At 72.9% G+C, this 11,616-nt stretch carries 10 protein-coding genes and 1 pseudogene; 5 read left to right on the forward strand and 6 right to left on the reverse strand.

The genetic code is table 11. The features are described 5' to 3' along the window. The first annotated feature begins 108 nt into the window (after positions 1-108). Entirely contained in the window at positions 109-1,383 is a 1,275-nt protein-coding gene (locus OG294_RS10160; RefSeq protein ID WP_327066138.1) for a sensor histidine kinase, read from the forward strand. Positions 1,384-1,424: 41 nt separating this feature from the next. On the opposite strand, the gene OG294_RS10165 is transcribed toward OG294_RS10160, so the two are convergent. Beyond that, positions 1,425-2,081, reverse strand: coding sequence for a response regulator transcription factor (locus OG294_RS10165; protein WP_327066139.1), 657 nt, complete (start codon positions 2,079-2,081; stop codon positions 1,425-1,427). Between the two features lie 170 nt (positions 2,082-2,251). Between OG294_RS10165 and OG294_RS10170 the strand changes: the two genes are divergently transcribed. Continuing rightward, entirely contained in the window at positions 2,252-3,436 is a 1,185-nt protein-coding gene (locus OG294_RS10170) for a tetratricopeptide repeat protein (protein WP_327066140.1), read from the forward strand. Here OG294_RS10170 and OG294_RS10175 read toward each other — a convergent pair. Continuing rightward, entirely contained in the window at positions 3,396-3,785 is a 390-nt protein-coding gene (locus tag OG294_RS10175) for an NAD(P)H-binding protein (RefSeq protein ID WP_327071489.1), read from the reverse strand. The two genes, OG294_RS10170 and OG294_RS10175, sit on opposite strands and share 41 nt — an antisense overlap. A 48-nt stretch (positions 3,786-3,833) precedes the next feature. After that, complete coding sequence (locus tag OG294_RS10180) at positions 3,834-4,430, reverse strand: GNAT family N-acetyltransferase (RefSeq protein ID WP_327066141.1); 597 nt, start codon at positions 4,428-4,430, stop codon at positions 3,834-3,836. 233 nt (positions 4,431-4,663) lie between these two features. Here OG294_RS10180 and OG294_RS10185 point away from each other — a divergent pair, with 233 nt between their 5' ends. Together OG294_RS10185 and OG294_RS10190 are read left to right on the forward strand one after the other, a co-directional pair. After that, positions 4,664-5,554: an aldo/keto reductase gene (locus OG294_RS10185; protein WP_327071490.1), complete on the forward strand. Its 891-nt coding sequence runs from the start codon at positions 4,664-4,666 to the stop codon at positions 5,552-5,554. A 141-nt stretch (positions 5,555-5,695) separates the two neighbouring features. After that, a complete protein-coding gene (locus OG294_RS10190; RefSeq protein WP_327066142.1) occupies positions 5,696-6,205 on the forward strand; it encodes a DinB family protein in 510 nt (169 codons plus the stop codon). Between the two features lie 16 nt (positions 6,206-6,221). Here OG294_RS10190 and OG294_RS10195 read toward each other — a convergent pair whose 3' ends face one another. The 3 genes and pseudogenes from OG294_RS10195 to OG294_RS10205 form a co-directional block, all read right to left on the reverse strand. Beyond that, positions 6,222-7,742, reverse strand: coding sequence for an MFS transporter (locus OG294_RS10195; RefSeq protein WP_327066143.1), 1,521 nt, complete (start codon positions 7,740-7,742; stop codon positions 6,222-6,224). Between the two features lie 527 nt (positions 7,743-8,269). After that, positions 8,270-9,208 (reverse strand): annotated as a pseudogene (locus tag OG294_RS10200) (ADP-ribosylglycohydrolase family protein); the annotation flags it as partial. Between the two features lie 154 nt (positions 9,209-9,362). Next, positions 9,363-10,634 (reverse strand): S53 family peptidase, encoded by a 1,272-nt coding sequence (locus OG294_RS10205; protein WP_442789132.1) that lies wholly within the window; start codon positions 10,632-10,634, stop codon positions 9,363-9,365. A gap of 468 nt (positions 10,635-11,102) precedes the next feature. Between OG294_RS10205 and OG294_RS10210 the strand changes: the two genes are divergently transcribed. Beyond that, positions 11,103-11,492, forward strand: coding sequence for an RNA-binding S4 domain-containing protein (locus tag OG294_RS10210; RefSeq protein ID WP_327066144.1), 390 nt, complete (start codon positions 11,103-11,105; stop codon positions 11,490-11,492). Positions 11,493-11,616 lie beyond the last annotated feature (124 nt).

The raw sequence follows: 11,616 nt of genomic DNA on the forward strand, positions 1-11,616 counted from the left end.
ACCCCGGTGAGGTGATCACTCACACCCAGCTCACACCGGGTCTGCATACTGGGTGGGACGCCGCGTTGAACCGCACGCGGCGGGCCACCACGACGACGAACGGGCAGTATGCGCACACCGGTCCGCGGGCCCGAGCAGCAATCCGACCAGGGCGGCGCTTCCGACCGGGGCGATGCTTCCGAGCGGGGCAGCGCTTCCGACCGGCCTGGTGGGGGCGGCGGCGGGCGCGGTGCCTGGCGCGGCAGCCTGCGGACCCGGCTCTCGCTGGTCTTCGGCCTGATGTTCTTCGTCGCCGCCGCCGCGGTGCTGGCCGTCACCCTGATCCTGGTCGACAACTCGATGCGGTACAGCCTGGACCTGGCCTTCTCCCCCGGCTACGCCCTCGACCCGCACCCCTCCGCCGCCCTCCAGCAGTACCTCGCCCGGCAGCACGGCGGCGAGGCGGCCACCAAGGCCGTCATCCTGTCCTCGATGAAGCGCAACCTGCTGATCAAGGGCGGCCTCACGGTGCTCGCCGTGGGGGTCGTCGCCACCACGGCGGGCTGGCTGGTGGCCGGGCGGCTGACCCGCCCGCTCAGTGTGATCAGCTCGCACGCGGAGCGGATCGCCACCCGCACCCTGCACCGGCGGATCGGCCTCCAGGCACCGCCCGGCGAGGTGAAGTCCCTGGCCGACTCCTTCGACAGCATGCTCGACCGGCTCGACCAGGCCTTCGCCGGCCAGTCGCGCTTCATCTCCAACGCCGCGCACGAGTTGAAGACCCCGATCGCCGTCACCCGCACCCTGGTGGAGGTCGCGATGAACCGGCCCACCGCCCCGCCCGAGGTCAGGACGCTCGGCGAGAACCTGCTGGCCGTCAGCGAGCGCCACGAGCGGCTGATCGACGCGCTGCTCACCCTGGCCCGGGCCGACGACGCGCTGACCGAGCAACTGCCGCTCGACCTGGCCGATCTGGCCGAGGCGGTGGTGGCCGCCGCCGGTGCCGAGGCCGCCCGCCAGGACGTCACGCTGGAGTGCCACCTGGCGCCAGCCCGCGCCACCGGCGACCCGATCCTGATGGAGCAGGTGCTGCGCAACCTGGTCGACAACGCGATCCGCTACAACGTGCCGGGCGGGCGGGTCACGGTGCGCACCCGGGGCGGGCTGTACGGCGCCGAGGCGCTGGTCGGCAACACCGGACCGGTGATCTCCGAGCACGAGATCCCGGTGCTCTTCGCGCCGTTCCGCCGGCTCACCGACCGGGTGGGCTCGGCGCGCGGCAGCGGCCTGGGGCTGTCCATCGTGCGCGCGGTCGCCCAGGCGCACGGCGGGGAGGCGACCGCGCGACCGCTGCCGGGCGGCGGGATCGAGGTGCGGGTGGTGCTGCCGACGGACCGGAGCTGACGGTTCCTCGGGGCAGCCCGCCAGCGGACCTCGGGAGGGCGTCAGGGGATGCGGTACCCGGTGCCGGTCAGCGTCTCGATCAGGTCCGGGTCCCCCAGCTTGCGGCGCAGGCTGCGGATGGTGACCCGGACGATCGTGGTGAACGGGTCGATGTTCTCGTCCCAGGCGCGCTCCAGCAGTTGCTCGGCCGAGACCGGCGCCCCCTGCGCACCGAGCAGCACCTCCAGCACCGCGAACTCCTTGCGGGAGAGCGCCAGCGGCCGCCCGTCCCGGCTGGCCGCGTGGTGGTGCGGGTCCAGCCGCAGCCCCGCGCGCTCCAGCACGGGCGGCGTGGCGGGGCGCGAGCGCCGGCCCAGCGCGCGGATCCGGGCGACCAGTTCGGCGAAGGCGAAGGGCTTGGCCAGGTAGTCGTCCGCGCCCAGGTTCAGGCCCGCGACGCGCTCGGCGACCGTGGTGGAGACGGTCAGCATCAGCACCCGCACCTCCAGCCCCTTCGCCACCACCCACCGGCACACCTCGTCGCCGTGCAACCGCGGCAGGTCGCGATCCAGCACCATCACGTCGTAGCTGTGGACGCCCAGCCGCTCCACCGCCGCCGCCCCGTCGTGCACCACGTCGACGGCGAACGCCTCCTGACGCAGACCCTCGGCGATGGCCATGGCCAGCATCTCCTCGTCCTCGACCACCAGCACGCGCACGTCCGCCGCCCCCCGCTCTCTCCGTCGTCACACCGGTCCCCGGTATCGCATCGGACGCGAATGGCTGGGCGCCGGTTGCGGGCGCGCGGGCCTCTGCCTGAACGGGCACGCCGGGCGGCCCGGCCCCTCCCCGCCTTGTCCGGGGGAGGTGGGGCGCCGAGACTGTGGGGATGCGGATCAACCAGCGGGACACGGAGTGCGGCGATGGGCACCGCCTGTTGTACCAGGGCGAGTTGTACACCGGGGAGGTGGAGGTGACCGGGCCCGATGGGCAGGTGCTCGCGGTGTACGGGTACCGGAGCGGGCACAAGAGCGGGCCGCAGCTGACCTGGTACCCGGACGGGACGAAGGAGTCCGAGGGCGTGGTCGACCAGGGTATGAACCTGGGCGACACACGGCAGTGGCATCCCAACGGGCAGTTGTCCGCCGTCGTGTCGCACGCGCCGAACGGGGTTCCGTACCGGCACCGGCGCTGGGACGAGAGCGGGAACCTCGTCGAGGACCAGCGGTTGGGCCGTCCCGAGGACGATCCGGAGCTGCCGGCCGAGGAGGCGTTCGAGCTGGGGGCGAGCGAACGGGCCGCGGGGAACGTGGACGGTGCGCGCCGGGCGTTCCAGCGGGCCGTCGCCACCGGTGACCCGGAGATCGGCCCCAAGGCGCTGGCGAACCTGGCCGTGCTGGAGGCCTCGGCCGGACGGGTCGCGCAGGCGCGCGCCGCGTTCGAGCAGGCGATCGCGACAGGGCATCCGGACCACGCGCCGCAGTCGATGTTCAACTTCGCGATCTTCCAGCAGCGCAGCGGCGAACTGACGCACGCCCGGCAGCTGTACGAGCAGGCCGTCGCGAGCGGGCATCCCGAGCACGCCCGCAAGGCGCTGTTCAACCTGGCGAACCTGGCCGTCGATCAGGGCCGGGTCGGCGAGGCGTGCGGCCTGTTCCTGCAGGCGATGGAGCCCCCCTTCCTCGGGGACACCGCCCAGCGGGCCCACCGGCGGCTCGTCGCGGTGGACTCCGGCCGTCTCGCCGAGGGCTGTGAGGTCTATGTGCGGGCCATCGCCGAGGCGACCGCGCACGGGGACGAGCAGACGGCGACCCGGGCGCGCAGCCTGCTGCGGGACCTCGATCCCCAGTACGGACAGGCGGAGCGCACCATCACGGTCGGCAACCGCACCTTCAAGGTGGCCGACATCGAGTCCGCCGAGTGGTCGATGGGACGACCGGGGTACGGCAGCGGCCACCTCGACGTCTACACCCGCGACGGCCGGCTGCACACGGTCTTCGTCGACCTGCGCGATCCGTACGACAGCCGGGGAGTCAACGCGCTGCGGGACCTGCTGGGCCCCGGCACTCTGTGAGCGAGGGGCCATCCCCGGAACCGCCCAGCCGCTCCGCCGGGACTCCTCCCAGGTGCGGGTGCCGAACCACGCTCCCCCACGCGCCAGGTTGTCGCCGGCGCAGCGTCGTCCAGGGCAGGCCGGAGTCGGCCACCGCCCGCTCGGCGGCGAACCAGTCGAGCGGGATCCGGCCCGCCCCGATCACCGGGACGGACACCAGGTGCCGCACCTCGGCGGCCCGTGCGGCCCGGACCAGGTGGCGCGTCGCCTCGGCGTCGCCCTCGGGGGCGCCCGCGAGGTGCAGGACGGCCTCGGCCACGGCGGCGGCGACCGCCTTCCCCGTGCGCAGGTCACCGGCGACGTGGGCGATGCCGTCGGCCGGGGGTGTGGCTGCCGGCGGTGACGAGCACGGGTGAAGTCACCCTTGACTGCCCGGGGTTGAGGTCGCCAGCGGCAGCGCGAAGCGCCGGCAGACGTGCACCCGGGTGTACTCGCCGCGCAACCGCTCCTCGTCGGCGAGCTTCGCGTGCAGGAACGCCGCGATCGGGCGCAGGCCGTCGCCGGCCTGCTCGACCGCCCGGACCGGCTCCTCGGGCGCCGTGTAGTGGTTCGCGTAGACGTGCAGGTAGTGGCTGCTCTCGGTGAAGCCCATGTCGCGGTACCAGGCGAGGGTGCCGGGGTGGTCGCGCGTCCAGGCGTCGAGCGTGGTCGCCCCGAGCTGCCGGGCGCGCGAGCAGGCTTCGCGCAGCAGGCGGCGGCCCAGGCCGCGGCGCTGGTGGTCGGGGTGCACGGCGACGGTGTCGACGGTGGCGAGCTCGCCCTCGATGCCGACGTCCATGATCGCGACGACCGCACCGCTCGCGTCGACCGCGACCAGGTCCGGCCCGGGGGTCGCGGAGACGGGCTTGGTCCGCAGGACGTCGTCGAAGTACGGCGTGTCGAGGAAGGAGAGGACCCGGCAGCGCAGCCAGGTGGTCTCGTCAGCGGGCGTGTACGCGCGGATGGTGTAGCTCATGGTGGTGATCCTCTGCAGGCGTGGCGGTGGTCGGGCGGCGGCTGAAGAGGTCGGTCATCACACAAGGGATCCTCGCCGAACGCCCGACACCAGGCAACCGCTTTACCAGCCACCGCCCTTGCCCTGGGGGTGGACGGGGCCGGAGCAGTCCTGATAGAACATCACCCGATGCTTCGAGCCTCCTCGCCGCGGACTCCGGTCCCCGACAGGAGGCTTTTTTCATGCCTGCACACATGTCACCCCACACCACCGCTGCCGCCGCCGGGACTTGGCGGCTCGGCGGCGACCTGCCCGTTCACCGGATCGGCTTCGGCGCGATGCGCCTGACCGGCAGCGCGCCCTTCGACCAGGGCGTGCCGAGCGACCGCGAGCGGTCGCTCGGCGTGCTGCGACGCGCGGTCGAACTCGGCGTGAACCACATCGACACCGCCGCGTTCTACTTCTCCTCGACGCGCTCCGCCAACGAGTTGATCAACCGGGCGCTCGCGCCCTACCCCGACGACCTGGTGATCACCACCAAGGTCTGGCCGGGCCGCGACCCCTCCGGCGCCTGGTGGTGGGCCGCACCCGGCCAACTGCGCGGCCAGGTCGAGGAGAACCTGCGCCAGCTCGGCCGCGACCACCTGGACGTGGTCAACCTGCGGGTGCCGCCCAGCCGTCGGGGCAGCTCGATCGCCGAGCACGTCGGGGCACTGGCCGAGCTGCGGCAGGCCGGGCTGATCCGGCATCTGGGCCTGTCCAACGTGACGGGCGAGCAGTTGGCCGAGGGGCGGGCCGTCGCGCCCGTGGTCTGCGTGCAGAACGCCTACGGCATCGGGGCGCCGCGGGAGGAGCAGGAGCTGGTGCGGCAGTGCGGCGAACTGGGCATCGCCTTCGTGCCGTTCTTCGCGATCGCGGGCAGCGGGCGCGGGTACCAGGAGAACGGTGCCGAGGTGCTCGCCGTGGCCCGCGCGCACGGCGCCTCGCCCGCGCAGGTGCGGCTCGCCTGGACCCTGCAGCAGGGGCCGCACGTGCTGGCGATCCCGGGGACGGGTGATCCGGTGCACCTGGCGGAGAACGTGGCAGCGGGCGCGCTGCGGCTCACGGCGGCGGAGTGCGCCCTGCTTTCGCGCACTGCAGGCTGAGTGCTGAGGGCTACGGACTGAGGGCCGAGCAGCATCGCGGGGTGCTGTGGGCGGTTGCGCACTGACGTCACCGCCGGGCGGAGGGTGGATACTGGCTGCTCGATGCAGGTGCGGAACAGGTACGAACGGGGAGAACGACCGATGACCAGTGACAACCGCGTGGGACCGCCCCACTTCGGCACCGAGCGCGAGATGCTGCGGGCCTTCCTGGAACTCCACCGCGCGACCCTCGCGATGAAGTGCGAGGGGCTCTCCGACGAGGAGCTGCGCCGGCGCTCGATGCCGCCGTCCACCCTCACGCTGCTCGGCCTGGTGCGGCACATGGCGGAGGTGGAACGCACCTGGTTCCGCCGGGTCTTCGAGGACCGGGACCTGCCGCTGGTGTGGTCCGACACGATGGACTTCCAGGCGGCGTACGACGCGAGCGGGTCGACCAGGGAAGAGGCGTTCGCCGCCTGGCAGGCCGAGGTGGAGCACTCGCGCCGGATCGAGCAGGCGGCGCAGTCCCTGGACCTGGCCGGCTACCAGCCGCGCTGGGAGGAGGAGGTCTCCCTGCGGATGGTGATGGTGCACGTGCTGCTGGAGTACGGCCGCCACAACGGCCACGCGGACTTCCTGCGCGAGGGCATCGACGGCACCGTGGGGGCGTGAGCGCGCGCGGACGGCGTCAGGGCCGGTCGAACCGACCGTCCGGGGGCGCCGACTGCGGCTGGCGCCTCCCCGATCCGGGGAGCGAACCGCGCGTGACGGCCACCGACCCGCCCGCGCCACCCCCGGGCGGGTCGGTCACGGGACGCTCGCGGCGCAGCGAGTCACCGGCCTGCGAGGGCAGCCGAAGTGCCGAGAGGGTCGCCCCGAGCGCCACACAGGCGAGCAGCCCGAAGGCCACCGTGTAGGCGGCGGTGCGGCTGGGCGCGCCGGGCAGGAGCCCACCGAAGCGCTCTCCCAGCCGCAGCGCGACCGTGGCCGCCGCGACGGCGAGGCCGCTCGCGAGCTGCTGGGTGGTGGCACCGAGGGTGGTGGCGTCGCGCATCTGGTCCGGCGCGATGTCGCTGAGCGAGACCGTGCCGTACCCGCTGAGGGCGACCGAGCGGGCGACACCGCTGAGCAGGCTCAGCACGGCGATGACCGGCAGCGGGGTACCGGCGGTGGTCAGTCCGAGGCCCGCCATCGTGACGGCGACGCCGAGGGTGGCCGCGATCAACAGGGGCTTGAAGCCGAAGCGGTGGATCAGCGGGGTGGTCGCGGGCTTGATGGCGATGTTCCCGGCGAAGACGCAGAGCACCACGGAGCCCGACTTGACCGGGCTCCAGCCGAACTGGGTCTGGAACAGCAGCGGCAGCAGGAAGGGGGCGGCACCGACCACGAGCCAGAACAGGAAGCCGCCGGTCTCCGTGGCCCGGTAGGTCGGCGTGTGCAGGGGCCTCAGCGAGACCAGCGGGTGCGGGGTGCGCAGCAGGTGCAGCACGGCCGCGACGAGCAGCGCGAGGGAGACGGCGCCGGCTGCGGCGGCCACCGCCCAGGAGGCGGTGGTCTCGGCGACGAGGTGCGCGGTGTAGGTGAGCCCGCCCAGGCCGGTGCAGGTGAGCAGGACGCCGGCCCGGTCCAGCGGCGGCGGCGCGGTGGTGCCGGTGTTCTCGATCAGCCGCCAGGCGACGCCGAACGCCGCGATCCCGAGCGGGATGTTCATCAGGAACAGCCAGTGCCACGAGATGTACGTGGTGATCAGGCCACCCGCCAGCGGGGCGATGACGGGGGCGAGCAGACCGGGCCAGACGATGTAGGAGGTGATCCTGATCAGGTCCCGTTTCTCGGTCCTGGCCACCACGATGAGCCGCCCGACCGGGACCATCATCGCGCCGCCGACGCCCTGCAGGACCCGCAGCGCGAGGAGTTCGCCGAGGTTGCCGCCGGCCGCGCAGCCGAGCGAGGCGAGGGTGAAGATGGTGATCGCGGACAGGAACACCCTGCGGTTGCCGAAGCGTCGGGTGAGCCACCCGCTGAGCGGTATCAGGACGGCGAGGGTCAACAGGTAGACGGTGACGAGCAGGCCCACCGAGGTCGGGGGCGCGCCGAGCGACCTGCCGATCTCCGGGGCCGCGGTGGTGACGATCGTGCCGTCGAGGTTCTCCATGAAGAAGCACCCGGCGACAAGGAGAGCGGTGTTGCGCTGCCGTGCGTCGATCACGTCTGGCCCCCTTGGTTCCGTGCGGTTGGCTGCGGGCGGGCGTCAGGGCCCGCTCGCAGCCAACCGCTCAGACCTCCAAGATCATCCCGAGCCGCCCGCCACCCTCACGAGCCGGTCGACAGCTTCTGGTACCGGTCCCACAACTGCGGCCGGTCGTGGCCGAAGAGCATGTCCAGCAGGAGCTCCAGGAACGCCAGGTCGGCCGCCACACCACCGCGGCGCTCCCGGTGGGTGCCCTCCACCCAGGCGGCGGTGGGGCGTGGGCCGTGCGGGGTGTGGGTGATGGCCAGGTCGTACAGCGGTCGGTCCATGGAGTTGCGGAAGATCAGCAGATGGTCGCCCGCGGCCGCCAGGTAGGCCTCCCAGCGCTCCTCCATCTCACGGGAGATGACGCCGTGTCGGATGCGCTGCCACTGCCCGGGGGTCCAGGCCGGCTGCGGCAGCGGGAGCGGTTCGGGCTGCTGCATCTTCCCGTGGCGCCGGAAGTCGGCCGGCCCGACGTCCGCGCCCAGCCGCTCCTCCCCCGCCCACTGCGGCAGCCGCTCCGTCGCCGCGCGCCACTCCGGCGGGATGCCCTCGGTGCCGACGCAGGCCGCGACGATGCCGCCGACGATCGCGCAGGTGGTGTCGATGTCGCCGCCCTGGCCGGCGGTGGTCCACAGCGCCTGCGGGTAGTCGCGCAGGTGCGTGGCCGCGCACCACAGGGCGAAGGGGACGGTGTCGATCGCGCTGACGTAGCGGCCGTTGCCGAGCACCTGGGCGACGTGGGCGGCGTCCTGGCCCAGCAGGCGGCGGGCCTCGGCGATGCCGTCGCGGACCCGGCTGGGCGGGGTCGACTCCAGGACGGCGGCCAGCAGGTCCGCGTCGGTGAGCCACTGGACGCGGGCGCGGGTCGCCCAGGCGGCGGCCAGCGCCACCGCGACCGCACCGGCCACCGCCTCGGGGTGGGTGTGCGTCACCTCGGCCGAGCGGACGGCCTGCCAGGCGGCCTCGGCCGGGTCGACGGCGTACCAGGCGCCGAGCGGGGCCACCCGCATGGCGGCGCCGTTGCCCCAGGAGCCCTGGCCGTCGAAGAGTTCGGCGGCCAGCTTGCGGAAGTTGCCGCCCTTGCGGACCAGGCGCAGCAGGCGGTTGGTGGCGGCGCCGTAGCCGCGGTCGAAGTCGTGGCGCTCGGCGAAGGAGTGCGCCAGTTCGTAGGAGTTCACGGTGCCGCGGTCGCGCAGCGCGGCGAAGACGGAGCAGGCCATCTCGGTGTCGTCGGTCCAGGGCCAGGGGCCGGGCGGCAGGCGCCGCTCGTGCAGCGCGGGGAGGTTGGCCGGGACGAAGAACTGGGCGCCGAAGGCGTCGCCGGTGGCGAGGCCGCGCAGGCAGTCGCGGGCGGCGGCGCGGTGGTCGAAGGGGAGAGCAGTACCGGTCGGGTTGATCGGACCGGTCGAGCCGGTCGGGTTCGCAGGGTTGGCGGTCATTGCGAACCATCCTGCCAGCCCGCGCGGACACTCGGCCAGGCGAATTCCGGAGCCCGCACGCCAGCGCGCCCCGCCGGGGAGGGCGGGGCGCAGTGGCGAGCGGGGGATGTTCCTCGGACCGGCGAGGGGGATGCTCGACCGGGCCGGGCAACCGTCAGCCGGTGAAGGCCGCCAGGCCGTTCGGGGTGCCGAGGCCGGTCGGGCCGTCGTAGCCCGCGCCCGCCTTGCAGAGGTAGGACGGCGAGCAGCTCGCGGTCGAGCCGGTGGTCACGTCGTTCAGCGCGCTCGGGTGGGCGTAGGCGTCGGCCGCCGGGACGGCCGCCTTCGGGGTGCCCGCGTCGGCGTAGACGCCGGCGATCAGCGGGGCCGCGACGCTGGTGCCGCCGTAGACGTTCCAGCCCGAGCCGCCGTAGGTCTGGTAGACCGCGACACCGGTGGCCGGGTCGGCGACCGCCGAGACGTCGGCGACGGTGCGCTTGCTGCAGCCGGTGTCCTTCTGCCAGGTGGGCTTGGCGTCGTAGGCCGAGCAACCGGAGCCGGTGCCCTCGGTGCTGCTGGTGTTCCAGACGCTCTCGGTCCAGCCACGGGCGTTGGACGCCTTGGACAGCGCGGTGCCGCCGACCGAGGTCACGTACTTCGAGGCCGCCGGGTACTCGACGCCGTAGCCGGAGTCACCCGCGGAGACGGTGATCGCCACGCCCGGGTGGTTGAAGTACTGGCTGTCGTAGGTCGTGTCCGAGGAGGACTCGCTGCCGCCGTAGCTGTTGGAGACGAACTTGGCGCCCAGCTTGACGGCCTCGTTGACCGCCGTGCCGAGGTTGGCGGTGGTCGCGGTCTTCGCCTCGACCAGGATGATGTGCGCGTTGGGGGCGATCGCCGAGACCATGTCCAGGTCGAGCGAGATCTCCCCGGCCCAGCCCGAGTCGTTGGTCGGCAGGCTGGTGGTGCTGCCGGTCTGGCTGACCTTCTTGAAGCAGCCGTTGGCCGTGGTGCAGGCCGGCAGGCCGAACTGCGAGCGGTAGACGGCCAGGTCGGACTCGGCGTTCGGGTCGTTGTAGGCGTCCACGATGGCCACCGTCTGGCCAGCGCCGCCGTTGGCGGGCAGGTTGTAGGCGCTGCGCAGGTCGCTCGGGCCGTAGCCGGAGGGCGCCGCGTTCGGGGTGACGCCCAGCGGCGCGATGTGCTGGGCGACGCTGGTCACCCGGAGCGCGTTGCACGCCATGTTGTCGCCTGCCGCGAGGGTCGCGCAGGACTGCACCCAGGAGACACCGTTCTTGGTGTGGACGGTGGCCGCGGTGGCGGCGCCGGCCGGACCGGCGGTGGCGAACGCGGAGAGCGCGAGCGCGGCGGTCCCGGTGAGGGCGAGCGCGATGCGGCGGGCGCGAGCGGCGGTGGGGGTGCCGGTCGCCGTGAGGGTGCTGAGCACGAACTGCCTCCAATGGCTGGTGGATCGGGGGCATTGCAAAATGTGGGGGTGAGCGGCCCGAATCAACGTTCGGCCGGGCAACTGGCGTTGAGATTAGCCAGGCATGGTCAGGTCAAACAAGAGTCCGCGCAGGATTCAACCTTGGATTTACCTGGGAGCAGCACGAGTGACCGATCGTTACCTGCGGGCGCCATCGACGGAAACAACTACCCGATGAGCATCGCAGGTTGGCTGACCTGAGGCGTTAACCGACCGGGCCCGCATACACTGAATTACCGTCAGGATTGTTGATGTAGCGCAATGCTGATGTCACGTCACATGCAGATACTCTCCCGCTTGCGCAACCGGGGCTCTTTTTTGGCGCCCCGGATCATCGGACACGAACTCGGCAATTCCGCCGCACTGCGCAGCAGCGCACAGACACCAACAGAGTCGAACAGGCCGTGGTGGTGGCTTAGAGTCGGAGGCATGGGCGTAGACGAAGGCACCGCGCGGGTCGACAGCTGGATCTGGTCGGTGCGCCTGGCCAAGACCCGTGCGGTCGCGGCCGCGGCGTGCCGGGCCGGGCAGGTGCGGGTGAACGGCGAGCGGGTCAAGCCGGCGCACCCGGTGCGGGTCGGTGACGAGGTGCGGGTGCGGCAGGGCGACTGGGGCCGGGTGGTCGTGGTCTCCCGGGTGATCAACAAGCGGGTGGGCGCCTCGGTCGCCGTCGACTGCTTCGTCGACAACAGCCCGCCCGCCCCCGCCTCGCAGGGCCCCGCCCCGGTGGCCGTGCGCGACCACGGCGCCGGGCGGCCGACCAAGCGCGACCGCCGGGCGCTGGAGCAGCTCTTCGGGCGGGGCGGGCAGGGCTCCTGAGGGAACCCCCCGGCACGACGGGGGGATAACCCCACCCCCAGGACACAGGTGATCACCATGGTTCGTGCGGCCGCGAGTTCCTAGCGTTGGCAGGGTCAGAAAGACCCGCGCTGGAAGGAACTCC

The organism is Kitasatospora sp. NBC_01302, from assembly GCF_035976515.1.
In the GTDB taxonomy this organism is placed as follows: Bacteria; Actinomycetota; Actinomycetes; order Streptomycetales; family Streptomycetaceae; genus Kitasatospora.

Coding starts and splice junctions, on each gene's coding strand:
- OG294_RS10160 (WP_327066138.1), top strand. CDS start 109: ATGCGCACACCGGTCCGCGGGCCCGAGCAGCAATCCGACCAGGGCGGC.
- OG294_RS10170 (WP_327066140.1), top strand. CDS start 2,252: ATGCGGATCAACCAGCGGGACACGGAGTGCGGCGATGGGCACCGCCTG.
- OG294_RS10180 (WP_327066141.1), bottom strand. CDS start 4,430: ATGAGCTACACCATCCGCGCGTACACGCCCGCTGACGAGACCACCTGG.
- OG294_RS10185 (WP_327071490.1), top strand. CDS start 4,664: ATGTCACCCCACACCACCGCTGCCGCCGCCGGGACTTGGCGGCTCGGC.
- OG294_RS10190 (WP_327066142.1), top strand. CDS start 5,696: ATGACCAGTGACAACCGCGTGGGACCGCCCCACTTCGGCACCGAGCGC.
- OG294_RS10210 (WP_327066144.1), top strand. CDS start 11,103: ATGGGCGTAGACGAAGGCACCGCGCGGGTCGACAGCTGGATCTGGTCG.